General features: G+C 68.4%; 17 protein-coding genes and 2 tRNA genes. 14 read left to right on the forward strand and 5 right to left on the reverse strand.

Going from position 1 to position 17,286, the window contains the following annotated elements; genetic code table 11:
• Positions 1-11 precede the first annotated feature (11 nt).
• The 4 genes from gyrA to LGI35_RS46140 all read left to right on the forward strand — a co-directional run bounded on the left by gyrA (position 12) and on the right by LGI35_RS46140 (position 4,158).
• Entirely contained in the window at positions 12-2,639 is a 2,628-nt protein-coding gene (gene gyrA, locus LGI35_RS23275; RefSeq protein ID WP_227296067.1) for a DNA gyrase subunit A, read from the forward strand.
• 18 nt (positions 2,640-2,657) lie between these two features.
• Positions 2,658-3,320 carry a DUF3566 domain-containing protein gene (locus LGI35_RS23280; protein ID WP_227296069.1) on the forward strand — a complete coding sequence of 221 codons (663 nt, stop codon included), beginning with the start codon at positions 2,658-2,660 and terminating at the stop codon, positions 3,318-3,320.
• Positions 3,321-3,511: 191 nt separating this feature from the next.
• Positions 3,512-3,588: transfer RNA gene (locus LGI35_RS23285), tRNA-Ile, on the forward strand.
• 447 nt (positions 3,589-4,035) lie between these two features.
• Positions 4,036-4,158 (forward strand): hypothetical protein, encoded by a 123-nt coding sequence (locus LGI35_RS46140; protein WP_264484681.1) that lies wholly within the window; start codon positions 4,036-4,038, stop codon positions 4,156-4,158.
• Between the two features lie 840 nt (positions 4,159-4,998).
• On the opposite strand, the gene LGI35_RS23290 is transcribed toward LGI35_RS46140, so the two are convergent.
• Complete coding sequence (locus LGI35_RS23290) at positions 4,999-5,337, reverse strand: DUF6344 domain-containing protein (RefSeq protein WP_227296071.1); 339 nt, start codon at positions 5,335-5,337, stop codon at positions 4,999-5,001.
• 315 nt (positions 5,338-5,652) lie between these two features.
• On the opposite strand from LGI35_RS23290, the gene LGI35_RS23295 reads away from it, so the two are divergent.
• Together LGI35_RS23295 and LGI35_RS46145 are read left to right on the forward strand one after the other, a co-directional pair.
• Positions 5,653-5,781 (forward strand): DLW-39 family protein, encoded by a 129-nt coding sequence (locus LGI35_RS23295; protein WP_003999697.1) that lies wholly within the window; start codon positions 5,653-5,655, stop codon positions 5,779-5,781.
• A gap of 216 nt (positions 5,782-5,997) precedes the next feature.
• The gene (locus LGI35_RS46145) at positions 5,998-7,470 is read left to right on the forward strand and encodes a hypothetical protein (protein ID WP_264484682.1); all 1,473 of its coding nucleotides are present in this window, start codon (positions 5,998-6,000) and stop codon (positions 7,468-7,470) included.
• A 38-nt stretch (positions 7,471-7,508) separates the two neighbouring features.
• Here LGI35_RS46145 and LGI35_RS23305 read toward each other — a convergent pair whose 3' ends face one another.
• Positions 7,509-9,245: a serine/threonine-protein kinase gene (locus LGI35_RS23305; RefSeq protein ID WP_227296072.1), complete on the reverse strand. Its 1,737-nt coding sequence runs from the start codon at positions 9,243-9,245 to the stop codon at positions 7,509-7,511.
• Between the two features lie 118 nt (positions 9,246-9,363).
• On the reverse strand, positions 9,364-9,912 hold the full coding sequence (locus tag LGI35_RS23310; protein WP_100597242.1) for a helix-turn-helix domain-containing protein: 549 nt from the start codon (positions 9,910-9,912) through the stop codon (positions 9,364-9,366).
• Positions 9,913-10,093: 181 nt separating this feature from the next.
• Here LGI35_RS23310 and LGI35_RS23315 point away from each other — a divergent pair.
• Positions 10,094-10,166 (forward strand) — tRNA-Ala (locus LGI35_RS23315).
• 81 nt (positions 10,167-10,247) lie between these two features.
• Here LGI35_RS23315 and LGI35_RS23320 read toward each other — a convergent pair.
• Entirely contained in the window at positions 10,248-10,955 is a 708-nt protein-coding gene (locus tag LGI35_RS23320) for a DUF5324 family protein (RefSeq protein WP_227296074.1), read from the reverse strand.
• Between the two features lie 314 nt (positions 10,956-11,269).
• Between LGI35_RS23320 and LGI35_RS23325 the strand changes: the two genes are divergently transcribed.
• Together LGI35_RS23325 and LGI35_RS23330 are read left to right on the forward strand one after the other, a co-directional pair.
• Positions 11,270-11,797: a peptidylprolyl isomerase gene (locus LGI35_RS23325; RefSeq protein WP_227296076.1), complete on the forward strand. Its 528-nt coding sequence runs from the start codon at positions 11,270-11,272 to the stop codon at positions 11,795-11,797.
• Positions 11,798-11,923: 126 nt separating this feature from the next.
• Positions 11,924-12,817, forward strand: coding sequence for a rhomboid family intramembrane serine protease (locus LGI35_RS23330; protein WP_227296085.1), 894 nt, complete (start codon positions 11,924-11,926; stop codon positions 12,815-12,817).
• A 243-nt stretch (positions 12,818-13,060) separates the two neighbouring features.
• On the opposite strand, the gene crgA is transcribed toward LGI35_RS23330, so the two are convergent.
• Positions 13,061-13,318 (reverse strand): cell division protein CrgA, encoded by a 258-nt coding sequence (crgA, locus tag LGI35_RS23335; RefSeq protein ID WP_116512061.1) that lies wholly within the window; start codon positions 13,316-13,318, stop codon positions 13,061-13,063.
• 141 nt (positions 13,319-13,459) lie between these two features.
• Between crgA and LGI35_RS23340 the strand changes: the two genes are divergently transcribed.
• The 5 genes from LGI35_RS23340 to LGI35_RS23360 are packed head-to-tail and all read left to right on the forward strand — an operon-like array spanning position 13,460 to position 17,230.
• On the forward strand, positions 13,460-14,242 hold the full coding sequence (locus LGI35_RS23340; protein ID WP_376690303.1) for a DUF881 domain-containing protein: 783 nt from the start codon (positions 13,460-13,462) through the stop codon (positions 14,240-14,242).
• 16 nt (positions 14,243-14,258) lie between these two features.
• Positions 14,259-15,005, forward strand: a complete 747-nt coding sequence (locus LGI35_RS23345; RefSeq protein ID WP_227296087.1) for a class E sortase — start codon at positions 14,259-14,261, stop codon at positions 15,003-15,005.
• 31 nt (positions 15,006-15,036) lie between these two features.
• Positions 15,037-15,195 (forward strand): hypothetical protein, encoded by a 159-nt coding sequence (locus tag LGI35_RS23350; RefSeq protein ID WP_127827559.1) that lies wholly within the window; start codon positions 15,037-15,039, stop codon positions 15,193-15,195.
• Entirely contained in the window at positions 15,195-15,839 is a 645-nt protein-coding gene (locus LGI35_RS23355) for an aminodeoxychorismate/anthranilate synthase component II (RefSeq protein WP_116512057.1), read from the forward strand. Before LGI35_RS23350 ends, LGI35_RS23355 begins: the two co-directional genes overlap by 1 nt.
• Complete coding sequence (locus LGI35_RS23360; protein ID WP_227296090.1) at positions 15,836-17,230, forward strand: class E sortase; 1,395 nt, start codon at positions 15,836-15,838, stop codon at positions 17,228-17,230. The genes LGI35_RS23355 and LGI35_RS23360 overlap by 4 nt, the downstream gene beginning before the upstream one ends.
• The last annotated feature ends 56 nt before the right edge of the window (positions 17,231-17,286 follow it).

The raw sequence follows: 17,286 nt of genomic DNA on the forward strand, positions 1-17,286 counted from the left end.
CTTCACCAGCAATGACCGACGAGAACACTCCCCCCACGCCTGAAGAAGGCGCCGAGATCAGCGTCACGGTCGAAACGGTGCCCGAAGAGGGTGCCCAGCGCATCGAGCCCGTCGGGCTCGAGACCGAGATGCAGCGCTCGTACCTCGACTACGCGATGTCCGTCATCGTGTCGCGTGCCCTGCCCGACGTACGGGACGGCCTCAAGCCCGTCCACCGCCGCGTCCTCTACGCGATGTACGACGGCGGCTACCGGCCCGAGAAGGGCTTCTACAAGTGCGCCCGCGTCGTCGGCGACGTCATGGGCAACTACCACCCGCACGGCGACTCCTCGATCTACGACGCCCTGGTCCGCCTGGCGCAGCCGTGGTCGATGCGTATGCCGCTGGTGGACTCGAACGGAAACTTCGGCTCCCCGGGCAACGACCCCGCGGCCGCCATGCGCTACACCGAGTGCAAGATGGCGCCGCTGTCCATGGAGATGGTCCGTGACATCGACGAGGAGACCGTCGACTTCACGGACAACTACGACGGCCGCTCCCAGGAGCCGACCGTCCTGCCGGCCCGCTTCCCGAACCTGCTGATCAACGGCTCGGCGGGCATCGCGGTCGGTATGGCCACCAACATCCCGCCGCACAACCTGCGCGAGGTCGCCTCCGGCGCCCAGTGGTACCTGGAGAACCCGGAGGCCTCGCACGAGGAGCTCCTGGACGCGCTCATCGAGCGCATCAAGGGCCCGGACTTCCCGACCGGCGCCCTGGTCGTGGGCCGCAAGGGCATCGAGGAGGCGTACCGCACGGGCCGTGGCTCCATCACGATGCGCGCGGTCGTCGAGGTCGAGGAGATCCAGAACCGCCAGTGCCTGGTGGTCACCGAACTCCCCTACCAGGTCAACCCGGACAACCTCGCGCAGAAGATCGCCGACCTGGTGAAGGACGGCCGCGTCGGCGGCATCGCCGACGTCCGCGACGAGACCTCTTCGCGCACCGGCCAGCGCCTCGTCATCGTCCTGAAGCGCGACGCCGTCGCCAAGGTCGTCCTGAACAACCTCTACAAGCACACCGACCTCCAGACGAACTTCGGCGCCAACATGCTGGCGCTCGTCGACGGCGTGCCGCGCACCCTCTCCCTGGACGCCTTCATCCGCCACTGGGTGAGCCACCAGGTCGAGGTCATCGTCCGCCGTACGAAGTTCCGCCTGCGCAAGGCCGAGGAGCGCGCCCACATCCTGCGCGGCCTCCTGAAGGCCCTGGACGCCATCGACGAGGTCATCGCGCTCATCCGGCGCAGTGACACCGTCGAGATCGCCCGCGAGGGCCTGATGAGCCTCCTGGAGATCGACGAGATCCAGGCCAACGCGATCCTCGAGATGCAGCTGCGCCGACTGGCCGCCCTGGAGCGCCAGAAGATCGTCGCCGAGCACGACGAACTGCAGATCAAGATCAACGAGTACAACGCGATCCTGGCCTCGCCGGAGCGCCAGCGCCAGATCATCAGCCAGGAACTCGGTGCGATCGTCGAGAAGTTCGGCGACGACCGGCGCTCCAAGCTGGTGCCCTTCGACGGCGACATGTCCATCGAGGACCTGATCGCCGAAGAGGACATCGTCGTCACGATCTCGCGCGGCGGCTACGTCAAGCGCACCAAGACGGTCGACTACCGCTCGCAGAAGCGCGGCGGCAAGGGCGTACGCGGCACGAAGCTCAAGGAAGACGACATCGTCGACCACTTCTTCGTGTCGACGACGCACCACTGGCTGCTGTTCTTCACGAACAAGGGCCGCGTCTACCGCGCGAAGGCGTACGAGCTCCCGGACGCCGGCCGTGACGCTCGCGGCCAGCACGTGGCCAACCTGCTGGCCTTCCAGCCGGACGAGTCGATCGCCGAGATCCTCGCGATCCGCGACTACGAGGCGGCCCCCTACCTGGTCCTCGCCACAAAGGGCGGTCTCGTGAAGAAGACCCCCCTCAAGGACTACGACTCGCCCCGCTCGGGCGGCGTCATCGCCATCAATCTGCGCGAGACGGAGGACGGCTCCGACGACGAGCTGATCGGCGCCGAGCTGGTCTCCGCCGAGGACGACCTGCTGCTCATCAGCAAGAAGGCGCAGTCCATCCGTTTCACCGCAACGGACGACGCGCTGCGCCCGATGGGCCGTGCCACATCCGGTGTGAAGGGCATGAGTTTCCGCGAGGGCGACCAGCTGCTCTCGATGAATGTCGTCAGGCCGGGTACGTTCGTGTTCACTGCCACCGACGGCGGGTACGCGAAGCGGACCGCCGTCGACGAGTACCGCGTCCAGGGCCGCGGTGGCCTCGGTATCAAGGCCGCCAAGATCGTGGAGGACCGCGGTTCGCTCGTCGGCGCGCTGGTGACCGAGGAGACGGACGAGATCCTCGCCATCACGCTGTCGGGCGGTGTGATTCGTACGCGAGTCAACGAGGTCAGGGAGACGGGCCGTGACACCATGGGCGTCCAACTGATCAACCTGGGCAAGCGCGATGCCGTGGTCGGTATCGCTCGTAACGCCGAGGCCGGTCGCGAGGCGGAGGAGGTCGACGGTGACGTCATCGTCGACGAGGCCGCCGAGGTCGAGACGGCTGTCGAAACGGACGAGGGCACAGAGTCCACGGCCGAGTAGCGCGAGGAGTGAGTCATCGTGAGCGGAGCCACGGGCGCCGGATCGACCGGTACGGAATCGGACGGCGGCCGTGGCCCCGCCACTGACTCGAACGACTCGCACGAGTCTCATGGATCCCAGGGGGGAACTGTGACGGACACCCGAGGTCCGCAGACGCAGCAGTACGCGGCCGAGACGGACGGGGCGCTGCCCGGGGAGAGGCAGCAGCCTTCGCAGCCCTCGCAGCCGTACCACCCGCCGCAGGCCTACCAGGCGGCTCCGCCGGCCGGAGCGGTCCGCAGGCCGCGCACGGGGGCCCGCACGACGCCCCGTACGCGCAAGGCGCGTCTGAGGGTCGCCAAGGCCGATCCGTGGTCGGTGATGAAGGTCAGCTTCCTGCTCTCCATCGCGCTCGGCATCTGCACGGTCGTCGCGGCGGCGGTGCTGTGGATGGTCATGGACGCCATGGGCGTCTTCTCGACCGTGGGCGGCACGATCTCCGAGGCCACGGGCTCGAACGAGTCCAACGGCTTCGACCTCCAGTCGTTCCTGTCGCTGCCGCGCGTCCTGATCTTCACGTCGATCATCGCGGTCATCGACGTCGTCCTGGCGACGGCTCTGGCCACGCTCGGCGCGTTCATCTACAACCTCTCCGCGGGCTTCGTGGGCGGCGTCGAGCTGACCCTCGCCGAGGACGAGTAGCAGTCGAGCAGTAGCCGGGCAGCAGCCGCTTCAGTCGCTGCGACACCTGTGGAGCGCATTCCCTGACGAGGGTGCGCTCCACAGGCGTTTTGGCCGGTGGAGCGGGGTCCCGGCTATCGATTTTGGGACTGGCCGGGTCGTGCGCTAATCTTCAGAGGTCAGCGCGCGGGACACACACCGCAAAGCGCGGCGGGGCTATAGCTCAGTTGGTTAGAGCGCATCCCTGATAAGGATGAGGCCACAGGTTCAAATCCTGTTAGCCCCACCAGTACAAAGACCCCCAACCGATCACGGTTGGGGGTCTTTGGCATCTATGGCTGACATCAGCCAATGAAGCAGATCTGCCGCAGGCTCGAGTGCAGCGGCAGCGGCATCGGCCCTCGCGCCGAGGCTCACACCTTGGGGCCGACGGGGGTGCCATGCCTGATCACGGTTGGTCCGACAGCAGCGATGACGAAGACCCCTTCGAGCGCGGGAAGCCGGATCGGGCCTTTGTGCGGTGGATCCTCTGCGCGGGGTTCGTGATCTGTGTGATCGGCGCGGCGTGGTTCACCTGGGCCTTCGCTCAGCGGAACCCCTAGCCCTCTCGCCGCGCGTGGTGCGCTGTTCGCGAGTGCCGGCCGGAGCGTGGGAGCTGGGGTGAGTAGTGGGTTGATGAAGCAGGGGTTGATGAAGCAGTCCGGCTGAGCCTTCTACGCTTCGGGCCGGGGGCGTCATGGCCGATCGGGACCGGTACGACGACAGCGACTACGTGAGCGCGGTCGAGCAGTCCGAGCGCGTGAATCGGTTCGGCTGGAAAGCGATCGGAGCCGTGACCGGGCTTCTGGGCATCGCCTGATCGGTGTCGTCGTTGTCTGTCTGGCCGCTGTGGTTGACCTGGCGTACGTCGTCGCCAACCCCTAGTACGTCATGAGGTTCGCCGCGGATCTCGCGCCGCTCTGACATCAACGCCCGAGACCAACAGGCACGAACAGCGGCGATCGGCACAGAAGTCCAGCGAACGGCGAGCCGCGTCAGCCCCACACGACAGAAACCCTCAACCCATCGTGGTTGGGGGGTTTGGCGTATTGGGGGTTTTGACGTCTTTGGGCGGGGCGGCGGGGCAGGGCCGTCCTCCGTGGGCGCACGCCGAGAAGACCCTCAGCCTGTGGTGGCCGGGGTCGTGAAAGGTCGAGGGCGCGGGGAGCGCGGTCTAGCGGCTTCTTGCTGCTTGCTGCCTGGTGCCTGCTGCCTTGCTGTCGCGGTCAAGCGGTGGGGCGCTTTGCCTGCGGTTGGTGCCGTCTGGATCTGAAGTGGGGCCGGCAGGTTCGGGGCGTGGCTGCGCTGATGAAGCGCTGCCTGGTTCCGCCGCCGTGGCTCTGCGGTGCCGCGCTGCTGTGGTGCGGGTGGTGCGGGTGGTGCGTTCGTCTGTGGTGCTCGTACTCATGGTCGTGCTCGTGCTCGTACTGGCTGCTGAGCGGCCTGTCGGCTTGGGCCGATGGAACCGTGCTGCCGGACGTTCTCTGCGGTCGTGCCTGCCGGTGGTACCTGTCGCTCTTCCTCACCGGCTGTTCTTGCGGTGGAGCTTTTGCTGCGGAGGGTCTGCCGCGGTTCTTCAGGGCCGGCCGTCTTGCCGTCGCCGCTTTCGTCGCCGCTGCTGTCACTGCTGGTGGAGCTTCGTCTTTACGTACTGCTGTTGCTACGACTGCGAGTGGAGCGCGTTGATTCCTGCCGCGGTCTCTTCGAACTCGCTCCCGGACTCCGTGTCGGCCGGCGGGCGGTGGCGGCAGCTGGGGGAGGAACCGTGGGCCTCGGCGCGGATGCGCTGCTTCATTGTGGGAGGCAGGGATCGTTTGAAGGCCCAGGGTGCCCGGACGGCGGTAGCGGCGGGGGTGCTCACCGCCGCGTTGCGGATGCCCTCCGACTGCTGTACGGGCGTGGCCGCGGCGGCCGGGGACGTGAGACCCATCGCGGTCAGCACCGCGAAGAAGGCGGTGATGAGGACGGTCCACAGCTTGATGACCTTGTTGGTGGCCATGATCCCTCACTTTCGGGTTGGGCGATTTGCGTACTTTCCTCATGATGTGTATGTGGGCTCCGGAGTGGGGGACCGACGCCCGTGGCGCGTCGATGTTCAGATGAACACCACTCGGATGGGGGTAATCGCCACTTAAGGCCCCTGATCACGCTGAATGTCACATTCTGCGAAGAGTGATCGGAGCTCCGTGATCCGGTTCGACTGGTCGTCGGGGTGCGGGAGTTGGGCCTGGGTGCAGGTCACCGATCGGTATCGGTCGGTGTGTATAGTCGGGCGCCAGAGGTCCCCTACGTCAAAGAAAGACGAGGTCGCGCGGTGAAGAAGCTTCTCCTGGTCGCACTGGCCGCCATCGGCGGGCTCCTCGTGTACCGCCAGATCCAGGCGGATCGCGCCGAGCAGGATCTGTGGACGGAGGCGACTGACTCCGTACCCACGGGTTCGTGAGTATCGACGACAGTCTCTTCAAGGCCCCGATCGCATGAGCGGTCGGGGCTTTGTGCTGTTCGGGGTGGGGCCGGGCGTGAGGCCGCCCCGGGTCGTTCATTCGCTTGAGTAAATTGTTTGCTTGCTTTGGTGAATGCCGGTGGGGCGCATGGGGCCCTGGCGGCAGGATGGTCGTCCGGCGATGAGGCGATGGCGGGGGCGACGAAGGGGCGCGTGATGAGTCGGCGCGTAGGGCGGCGCCTGGTGGGGCGTGTGGTGGGGCGCGGGCGTGGACGGCCGGTGTCGGCGCTGTCGGCTCTCGGGGCGGCGATGTGTGCGGTGGCCGTACCGGTCGTGGTGGTGGCGCTGTCCGGGATCGCGGCAGCTCAGGACCCGGCCCCGTACGTCTTCGCACAGGGGGCAAAGACCGTCCAGGGTGCGGTGACCAGTACGGATGCGGTGGAGCTCAAGGCCGGGGGGACGTATCGGAGCTCCATCGAGGCGGGGGTGAAGGGCACCGGGCTCGGCAGTGGGCCGGGCGCGAACGGAGCGGCCGGAACGCGCTATTACCGCGTCGACCTGGACGGCTCCTCCGATACGTACGTCTCGGCGGTGGCGGTGCCGAAGGCCGGGGCGGACGTGAAGGTGGCGTTCAACGACAGCATTTCCGTGACCCTGCAGGATCGGCAGGGCAATCGCTGTGACTCCGAGGTGGCGGCGTTCCGCTCCGCCGAGTACCCGAGGCCGATAGCCGCCACCGCGGAACGGGTCGTACGGGAGGGCGGCGGACGCTGCCAGGACGCGGGCACGTATTACGTGGTCGTCGCGCGCAAGACGGCGCCCGATTCCACGCGGGAGCGCTGGGACCTTGAGTTGAGCGTCTCCTCGGAGCCCGCGCTCAAGTCGCCGCCCGCCACCACCGGGCCCGGGGCCTGGTCGTCGGCTTCGCCGCGGCCGCCCGCCGGAATCCCTTCCGAACGCAGAGGCGGCACGGGCTTCAACGACGCGCAGAGCCTGCGGCAAGGCGTGTGGAAGGACCGGATCCGCCCGGGGCAGACGCTCTTCTACCGGGTGCCGCTGGACTGGGGACAGCAACTCTTCACCGAGGCCGAGCTGGGCACGTCGGCGGGGGACGCGCAGCGTAAGGGCTTCGTGCCGAGCGCACTGAGCGTGGCGCTGTACAACCCTGCGCGGACGCCAGTCACTTCGAAGGACGCATCGTACGGAGGGGAGCCCTCCGTGGCCGCCCTAGACTCCCTGCCTCCGGTCGCCTACGAGAACCGCTATCTGTCGCGCGCGGACGAGGCGGGGGTGCGGTTCGCCGGCTGGTACTACCTGAAGGTCTCCCTCACGCCGGAGATGAAGGGGACTTTCGGGAACAAGGAGTCCGGGCTGACGCTCCGTCTGACGGTCCACGGGGACGCGGCGTCCGCGCCCGCGTACGTGCGGGATCCGGGCGCGTTCCAGGTCACGGACGCGGACCGGGCCGCCGCTGAGAGCGGGTCCGCGCAGGGCGGTGGCTCATCGTTGCCCTCGGCGGGAGGCCAGGGCGGCGGTCTGGGCGGTGGTCAGGCGGGGCAGGGCGGGTCCGGTCGGACGAACCGCATGACGGTCGTCGGGATCGCCGGGATCGGCACGGGGTCCGTGCTGGTGCTGGGGCTCGGCCTTTGGACGTATGTCGCCCGCCGACGGGCACCCGCTGGTTGGTAGGCGAGGCAGGCATCAGGCTGGCTGTCTCAGGGGCCGTCTCAGGCCTGGGTCAGCGCCCAGATGCCCACCGCGAAACTGACCAGGGCAACGAACAGCACCGGGATCGCCACCTTCGCGGGCGGTCCCGGCCGCCGTTTCCGCACCCGGCGATGAGGGGTCGGGTGCGGGGCCGTGCCGCCGGGATTCGGGTGGCCGCCGAGTGGAACCTGAACGCTCTGGGCGGTGTACGTAGAGAGAGAGGCGGGCTGAGCGGGCGCCGGAGCAGGGCTAGGAGCTGGAGCGGCGTAGGAGCGCTGCGTGGCGGGGGTCGTGGCCGGGGTGTGAGGGGAGGGCTCGTGGGGGTGCGTGCCCGTCGGCGGTGCTGGTGGTGGTGCTTGTGGTGCGGTGGGGTGGGGGTGTGGATGGGCGGTGTACTCGGGAGCGTCGGGAGTGGTGGTGGGGGTGATCGGCCGCGGCTCGAGTGGGGTGTGCGCGAGTGGCCGTGCGGGGGGCTGCGCGGGAGGAGGCGGCGGCAGATGGAAACTGCCGGTCTCGGACATGCTGGTGCCGGACGGGCCGACACCGGACGGGGTGGTCCCGGGCGTGACGGTCCCCGACGAAGTGGTCCCGGGCGTGATGCCGCTGTCGCGCGCGCCGGTCTGCGGTGTGGTGGAGGCCGGCCCCGGGGGCGCGGGCGCGGTGGGCCCTGGGACGGAGGCTTCTGCCGGTGGGGCGTCCGGCACCGCGGGTGCATACAGCGGGGGCGGTGGCGGCGCCGGTGTGGGGGGCTCCGGGGGGAGCGCCGGCAGGGCCTCCCCTGGCGCGGGCGCGGGCTTCAGGGTCGTGGACCGGCCGGTCGTGCCGTGGTTCCGCCTCCGGTCGTGTACGAGGCCAGGGGTGACCGCCCGGGAGGTCGTGGTCGGGCCGTTCGGGGCGAACCCCGGCGGGAGCGAGCCGAGTTGGTCGAAGACCTCGACCAGTTCGTCGTCGGGTCCGGGCTCGGGAAGCAGTTCGGAGGCCGCCAGGAGGGCCTTGCGCGCCCCTGTCGCGGTACGGAAGCGCGCTTCGGGGTCAGGCTGCAGGAGACCGGCCACGACGGTCCACAGCGGGCCGGGAATGCCCTGGGGCGCGCCAGGGGTGCCGTGGTCGGTGAAGTGCTCGATCAGTGCCCTGGAGTCCGGCCGGGCGCCCTCGAGCAGATACAGGGCGACGAGACCGACGGCGAACAGGTCTGCCGGGAAGTCCGGCTCACCGCCCATCGCCTGTTCGGGGGCGAAGTAGCCGGGCGTTCCCACCACGTAGTCGGTCTCGGTGAGCCGGGGCTCGCCCTTGCGCATCGCGATGCCGAAGTCGGAGAGGCGTAGATGAGGCCGGGCGGTGCCGGTCGCCTCCAGAAGGATGTTGGCGGGCTTGATGTCGCGGTGCACGACCCCCTCGGCGTGCACCGCGGTGAGGCCGGCCAGGAGCTGATCCAGCAGGAGGCACACGAAGGACGGTGGCAGGGGCCCGTAGTCACCGATCAGATGCGCCAGCGAGCCGCCGGCGACGAGGTCCATGGTGAACAGGACCTTGTCGTCGTCCGCGGCCCAGCTGGCCGGGGCGAGGACGTGGGGGTGGTCGATCCGCAGTGCCTGTTCGCGCACGAAGCGGAGCAGGGTGTGGGCATCACTCTGCAGCAGGACCTTGGCGGCCACATACCTGCGGCGCCGGTGATCCCAGGCGCGCCACACGGCGCCTGTTCCCCCGCGACCGATCGGGTCGGCCAGTTCGTAGCGTCCGGCGAAGACCTCACCCATCGTGGTGCGTCGCTCCCCCCTCGGCCGTCACGACGCGTCCGGCCTCTCGGATGTCCCGCGGCGCAGGACCGGCCGCGGGACGCGCGGCCGGCCCGATGTCGCTACCGTTCGGCCGGGATCAGCTCTGGTGCGCCTGATAGTGGGTTACGGCGTCGGAAGTGCGCCCGGCGCCGTAGACCCGGAGGAACTCTGCCAGTTCCGGGTGGCTCGGGGCGAGGGTGTCCGCCGCATCGATGATGTCCCCGGCCGCGGAGACGGAGCGCAGCAGCGACTGGATCTCGCGGACCACACGCTTGACCGTGGGCGCGCCCGAACTGGTTGTTGTCTGCGCGGTGTTGGTGAGCACCGAGCCCCCCTGTGACTTCTTGATCTCGTCCATACGCTCGGTGGCCTCGGCGGCGCTGACGCTTCCGTCGGCGACCTGACCTGCCAGATCCTGGAGCAGCTGGACACGCTGGACGACGGCCGGGTTGCCTATCTTCGCGCGCTGACCGCTCATCAGCTGGGACAGCATGGGCGCGGACAGGCCGAGAACCCCCGCGAGCCTGGCCTGATTGAGGCCCAGATCATCGATGAGGCGACGGAAGAGCGCCCCCAGTGGCTCTCCGTACCAGTTTCGCTGGAGCTCCCGGGCTCTTGCGGTAGCTTCCTGCTGTGCGGCGTCCATTGCGTCTCCCCATCGCTTCCCCAATACGGCGGTTCGCTGCCGCGAACCACGTGGGGCATCTTACGGAGAGTGGTTGTGGACCGGGAGCCCCAATCCTTTTGCGAGATCCGGGGGGTGACCCGGTACTCTGGTCTGCGATGCGCACCGGATCGCACTTCTTCCGGTTCGACGTGTCGTTTTCGGGGCCTTAGCTCAGTTGGTAGAGCGCTGCCTTTGCAAGGCAGATGTCAGGAGTTCGAATCTCCTAGGCTCCACAGGTTCCACGTGAAACGTGAACGCCGTAGGGCGGGAGGCCACTGGTCTCCCGCCCTACGGCGTTACTGCGCGTTCGAGGCTCAGCCGCGGTCGTCGCGGTCGGTGGCGTCCGCCTCCGCTTCGGCCTGCTTGGCCTGGACCTCGGGGTCGAGGGCGTTCTGGCCGTTGCCGTCCACCGACGACAGGGGGGTGGTGTCCGGGACCTCGGTCGCGGCCGGCGGTTCCACCAGCCAGTCCGGGTTGGCCTGCTTGTCCCACCACTTCCAGGCGGCGTAGGCGCCCCCGGCGAGGATGCCGACGATGAGCAAGCCCTTGGCGACACGTCCGGCCCGGGCCCGCCGTTCGTGCTTGCGGGCGAGCTTCTTGATCTCCTTCGGCGTCACCTGTCCGCGCAGTGCGGCGAGCGCCGCGATACTGCGGGCGGTCGCCTCCTCGCGGACGGGCTGGGCGGCGGCGACGGCCTGCTCGATCCGCGGCTTGGCGTAGACGGCGGCCTGGCGGGCGGCCTTCCGGGTGCGGACGGCTGCCTCCTGCGCGGCCTGGTCGACCTTCGGCGGCACATGGGCGCGGGCCTGTTCGAGATGCGGCGCGAGGTACGTGTCGTACTGGTCGCGGGTTTGTTGCGCAGCCTGCGACACCACGGGCGCAAGCCGCACGCGCGCTTCTTGCGCATACAGTGCGGCCCGGTCCTTGGCCGTCTCGGCGTAGGGCGCCACCACTTCCGCGGCGTGCAGCACGCTGTCCTTCGCCGAGCCGGTCGCGGCGCGCACGCTGTCGATGCGGGTCACGGGATCCTCCTCCTCGGTGGCATACAGGTTTTCACCTTTCCACCCTTTTTCGGATCATGCCTGCCGGACGGCAGTTGGGGCATGCGAGGGCGAGCATTCGGGGTATAAGCCACCTTTGGATGTACCGAGGTACTTCAGGCAATAGCTGATCAATACGGTGCAAGAGGGGCTTGCGGACGACAATGCCACGGATCGTCGTACGACGCGCCTCCTCGGTGGCGACTCGGCCGGAAATTCTGCGGCTGCCGTCGGGCGACGGGTCTGCGGGGGCGTGCGAGGATCGGACCGTCACAGAAGGCAACGGAAGGCAGATCGTGGCTGAGCAGCTGTACGCCACCCTGAAGACCAACCAAGGCGACATCGAAATCCGGCTGCTGCCGAACCACGCGCCCAAGACGGTCAAGAACTTCGTCGAACTCGCTCGGGGCGAGCGGGAGTGGACCAACCCGGAGACGGGTGAGAAGTCCACGGACAAGCTCTACGACGGCACGGTCTTCCACCGGGTGATCAGCGGTTTCATGATTCAGGGCGGTGACCCGCTGGGGAACGGCACGGGTGGTCCGGGCTACCAGTTCGGGGACGAGTTCCACCCCGACCTGGCCTTCGACAAGCCGTACCTGCTGGCCATGGCGAACGCCGGCCCGGGTACCAACGGCTCCCAGTTCTTCATCACGGTGTCGCCGACCGCCTGGCTGACCCGTAAGCACACGATTTTCGGCGAGGTCGTCGACGAGGCCAGCCAGAAGGTCGTGGACACCATCGCGACCACGCAGACCAACCCGCGCACGGACCGTCCGGTCAACGACGTGGTCATCGAGTCGGTCGTCGTCGAGACCCGCTGACGCGAACCGGTCCGACGCGAACCGCTGACGCGAACCGGGCCGACGGGAACCAATTCGCCCCGCTCATCCGTAAGGATGGGCGGGGCCATGCGTTGATCGCGCGCGTTTCGTACGAGGGGATTTCCGATGGATCAGGTGCCGGGCACTCCGCAGGGCCCTCAGGACGCGCAGGGTCCGCCCCGCTGCTACCGGCACCCCGACCGCGAGACCGGGATCCGCTGCACCCGCTGTGACAAGCCCATCTGTCCGGACTGCATGGTCAGCGCCTCGGTCGGCTTCCAGTGCCCGGACTGTGTGCGGGGCGGTTCCGGTACGGGGCAGGGTCCGGCGGCCAGCCGGCCGAAGACGATCACGGGCGGCACGATCGCGGCCGATCCGCACCTGGTCACGAAGATCCTGATCGGGATCAACGTGGCGGTCTTCATCGCGGTCCATGTGTGGGACCGGCTGCTCTCCGACTTCGTTCTGATCGGAGCGTGGCCCCCCGCGCCCTACGTCCCGGACCAGGGCGTGGCCGGCGGCGAGTGGTATCGCCTGGTGACGTCGATGTTCACGCACCAGGAGGTGTGGCACATCGCGTTCAACATGCTGGGCCTTTGGTGGCTCGGCGGCCCGCTGGAGGCGGCGCTCGGCAGGGCCCGCTACATCGCGCTCTACATGGTCTCGGGGCTGGCCGGCAGTGCGCTGACCTACGCGCTCGCGGGGCCGAGCGAACAGTCCCTCGGTGCGTCCGGGGCCGTCTTCGGACTCCTGGGCGCGACCGCGGTGCTGGTACGGCGACTCAACTACGACATGCGCCCCGTCATCGGCCTGCTCGCGCTGAACCTGCTCTTCACGTTCACGTGGGGAAACATCGCCTGGCAGGCCCATGTCGGCGGTCTCGTCGCCGGTGTGGTCGTCGGATACGCGATGGTCCACGCCCCCAGGGAGCGCCGCTCGCTGGTGCAGTACGGGACCTGTGCGCTCGTCCTCGCCGTGGTGGTCGTCACTGTGCTTGTGAGGACGTCCCAGCTCACTTGAGCTCGACCTCTGGCCCACGTTGTCCACAGACGGTGCCGGATCCTGTGCACTCGGTGGGGAACAGGTGTGCCCCTCGTCGCTGACCAGGGTTTCCCCAGCCAGGACAAGGGGCGAACATGTGGGCGAGCTGCGATGCGTCAGTCACACCGGCGTCAACACCCGGCGGGTTATCCACAGATCTTCCGACCTTTTCCCCACTGTGGAAACAGCTGTGGATAACTCAGTGGATAGCTAGGGGCAGAGCTACTTCCACTGCGTGGAAACGCCGAACCCGGCGGCGATGAAGCCGAAGCCCACGACGATGTTCCAGTTGCCGAGCGCGTCCAGCGGCAGGGTGCCGTTGGTCACGTAGAAGACGACGATCCAGGCGAGCCCGATCAGGAACATCGCGAGCATCACCGGGGCTACCCAGCCTCGATTGGTCAGCTTTATGTTCGCCGCCTGCTTCGACGCCGGCGGCGGCGTGTAGTCGGCCTTCTTGCGGATACGTGACTTCGGCACGAGGGTCTCTCCTGTCGATGCGCTGCGTGGCCGCGCAGGGAACGTGGGCTGGCTCCGGGCAGCGTACAAGGGGAATCTGGGCGCTCCCCCGGGCGTCCGTTAGCGTAGTGCTTCCGCGGCGCTGAAGGAGATAAGGGTACGTTGAGCAATTCTGCCGACTCCCAGGGTGAGCCCCCCGGCGGGGGCCGCCCCCATGCGCGCCTGCGGCCTGTGCGGATTCTGACGGTGGCCGTGTTCGCCCTGGCCGGGCTGATCTTCTTCACCAGCTTCAACACCGCCAAGGGCACCAACATCCGCACGGACGCCTCGCTGCTGAAGCTCTCCGATCTGATCCAGGAGCGCAGCCACAAGAACGGCCAGCTCGAGGAGTCCAACGGCGCGATCCGTGATGACGTCGATGCCCTCACCGAGCACGGCGGCGCCGGCACCAAGGCCGAGGACGCCAAGCTGTCCGCCCTGGAGAAGGCGTCCGGCACCAAGAAACTGCGCGGACAGGCCGTCTCGGTCACGCTCGCGGACGCCCCGCCGAACGCCACCGCCAAGCTCCCCGGCTACCCCGAACCCCAGCCGAATGACCTGGTCATCCACCAGCAGGACCTCCAGGCCGTCGTGAACGCCCTGTGGAACGGTGGCGCGCAGGGCATCAAGGTCATGGACCAGCGGCTCATCGCCACCAGCGCCGTGCGCTGCGTCGGCAACACCCTGATCCTCCAGGGCCGCGTCTACTCGCCCCCGTACAAGATCACCGCGGTCGGGGACCCGGAGAAGCTGAAGCAGGCCCTCGCCGCCTCGCCCCAGATTCAGAACTACATGCTCTACGTCAACGCCTACGGGCTCGGCTGGAAAGTCGAGGACGACGGGGCGGTGACTCTTCCCGGTTACTCGGGCACAGTGGATCTCCACTACGCGAAGCCCGTGGAGTAGCCGCCTGGGGGAGCCTGTGTCGGTCCGAGTGGTCGTCAGGACGTTCAGCGAACTGTGCATCACGATCGGCGCCCTGATCGTCCTGTTCGTTGCCTACGTACTGTTCTGGACCGGCGTGAAGGCCGACAGCGCCATGGACCACCAGATCGACACCCTCCAGAACCAGTGGTCCAAGGGATCGGTGGCGGTCGAACAGCCCCGCCCGAGCCCGTCGCCGAGTCAGAGCCAGAGCGACAAGCAGAGCCCAGCTCAGGACCAGGACCAGGAACAGCCGCAGACCCCTGCCCCCTACAAGGACGGCAAGCCGTTCGCCGTCATGTACATCCCGCGGCTCGGTTTCACGTGGAACAAACCGGTGCTCCAGGGGACGGGCGTGGACATCCTCAAGAAGGGCCTCGGCCACTACGCGGGCACGGCGCAGCTCGGGCAGAAGGGGAACTTCTCCGTCGCCGGCCACCGCCGCACCTACGGCGACCCGTTCAAGGACTTCCCCAAGCTGCGTCCCGGTGACGCGGTCGTCCTCACTGACGGTACGACCTGGTTCACGTACCGCATCGACACCAAGCCCTACAAGACGCTGCCCAGCGATGTCGCCGTCATCGACCCGGTGCCGCGCAAGTCCGGATACAAGGAGCCGGGGCGCTATCTGACGCTGACGACGTGCGAGCCGGAGTGGGGTCACAGTCACCGGTTGATCGTCTGGGCACACCTTGACGCCACCCAGCCCGCGGAGGCCGGGAAACCGGAGGCCCTGCGCCGTTAGTCTGTTGCCGTACGGCGACGGAAGGGACGGCATGTACGGCTGGATCTGGCGGCATCTGCCGGGAAACACGTGGATCAGAGCACTGATCTCGCTACTGCTCGTCCTCGTGGTGGTCTACGTGCTGTTCCAGTACGTCTTCCCGTGGGCCGAGCCCCTGCTGCCCTTCAACGATGTGACGGTGAACAACTAGTGGGCGCGAGCAGCCGCATTCTCGTGGTCGACAACTACGACAGCTTCGTCTTCAACCTCGTCCAGTACCTGTACCAGCTGGGCGCGGAGTGCGAAGTGCTGCGCAACGACGAGGTCGAGACACGGCACGCGCAGGACGGCTTCGACGGCGTACTGCTGTCCCCGGGCCCGGGAACCCCCGAACAGGCCGGTGTCTGCGTCGAGATGGTGCGCCACTGCGCGGCGACCGGCGTGCCCGTCTTCGGCGTCTGCCTCGGCATGCAGTCCATGCAGGTCGCGTACGGCGGCGTCGTGGACCGTGCTCCTGAGCTGCTGCACGGCAAGACGTCCCTGGTGCGGCACGAGGGCAAGGGTGTCTTCGCGGGGCTGCCCAACCCGTTCACGGCGACCCGCTATCACTCGCTCGCCGCCGAACCGGACACGGTCCCCGACGAGCTCGAGGTCACCGCGCGCACCGAGGACGGCATCATCATGGGCCTGCGCCACCGTGAACTGCCCGTCGAGGGCGTGCAGTTCCACCCCGAGTCCGTCCTCACGGAACACGGTCACCTGATGCTGGCCAACTGGCTGGCCGCCTGCGGCGACAAGACCGCGGTGGCACGATCGGCCGGGCTCGCCCCGGTCGTGGGCAGGGCCTCGGCGTGACCGCCCTGCGCCCCGAGCGCGAGGGAGCCTCGTACGAGCAGGAACCGTACGAGGCTGCCGGTGCGTTCGAGGCGGCCGTTCAGAGTCTTGACGACCCGCTGAACGATCCCCTGCCCGGGCAGCACCCCTCGCCCTGGTTCCGCGCCCCGGACGCGTCCGAGGAGCCCCAGCCGTACCCTCAGCCCCAGCCGCACGCTCAACAGCCGCTCCAGCCCCAGCCGTCGTCGCCTCAGCCGGAGCAGGAGTGGTACGACCCGCAGGGCTACGCGCAGGACTGGTACGGCGGCGAACAGCAGACCCCGCAGACCCCGCAGACCCCGCAGACCCCGCACACACCACAGCCGCAGGTACAGCAGGCGCCGCAGCCCGCGTACGTGGCGCCCGTCCGCGAGTACGAGGCGAGACCGCCGCGGCCCGTCCCGGACGACGAGACGGTGGCCCTGCGCACCGCGGACACCCGGCGAATAGTCGAACCCGGCGCAGACGCAGACGCGTATGCAGACGTAGACACCGACACCGACACCGACACCGCCTCCGAGTCCGACTCCGGCGCGCCTGGGCGCTCCGCCGCCGAACCCGTGGTGACCGGTGGCCGGGCCGCGCGCAGGAAGGCCGCCAAGCAGGGCGGCAGGCACTCGGCGGCGGCCGCGCAGACCCCGGAGCCCGCCTCCCCGCCGCGCAGCCGCCTGGAGGCGCGCAGGGCGGCGAGGGCGAGCAAGCCCAGTACCGGCGAGGTCGCCAGCCGGGCGATCGGTGAAACGTTCATCACCATCGGCGTGCTGATGCTGCTCTTCGTCACGTATCAGCTGTGGTGGTCGAACATCCGGGCCCACCAGCAGGCGGGCAGCGCGGCGCATCACCTTCAGGACGACTGGGCGAACGGGAAGCGCGAGCCGGACAAGTTCGCGCCCGGCCAGGGCTTCGCGATCATGCACATCCCGAAGCTCGACGTCGTCGTGCCGATCGCCGAGGGCATCAGCAAGACGAAGGTCCTGGACCGCGGCATGGTCGGCCACTACGGCAAGGACAGCATCGAGACGGCGATGCCGGACGCCAAGACCGGCAACTTCGCGGTCGCGGGGCACCGCAACACCCACGGGGAGCCGTTCCGCTACATCAACCGCCTTCAGCCGGGCGATCCGATCGTCGTCGAGACGCAGGACACGTACTACGTGTACAAGATGACGAGCATCCTTCCGCAGACCCCGCCGAGCAACACGACCGTCCTCAATCCGGTCCCGCAGGGATCCGGGTTCACGGCTCCGGGCCGGTACATCACGCTGACCACGTGCACGCCGGAATTCACCAGTACGTATCGAATGATCGTCTGGGGCAAGATGGTCGAGGAACGGCCGCGCAGCAAGGGGAAGCCGGACGCGCTCGTGCAGTAGCGGGGCCGGCAGCAGCAAGTAACAGGCACAGGTTCAGGGACAGGGACGGGGCACAA

Origin of the sequence: Streptomyces longhuiensis (genome assembly GCF_020616555.1) — a bacterium.
Lineage (GTDB): Bacteria > Actinomycetota > Actinomycetes > Streptomycetales > Streptomycetaceae > Streptomyces > Streptomyces longhuiensis.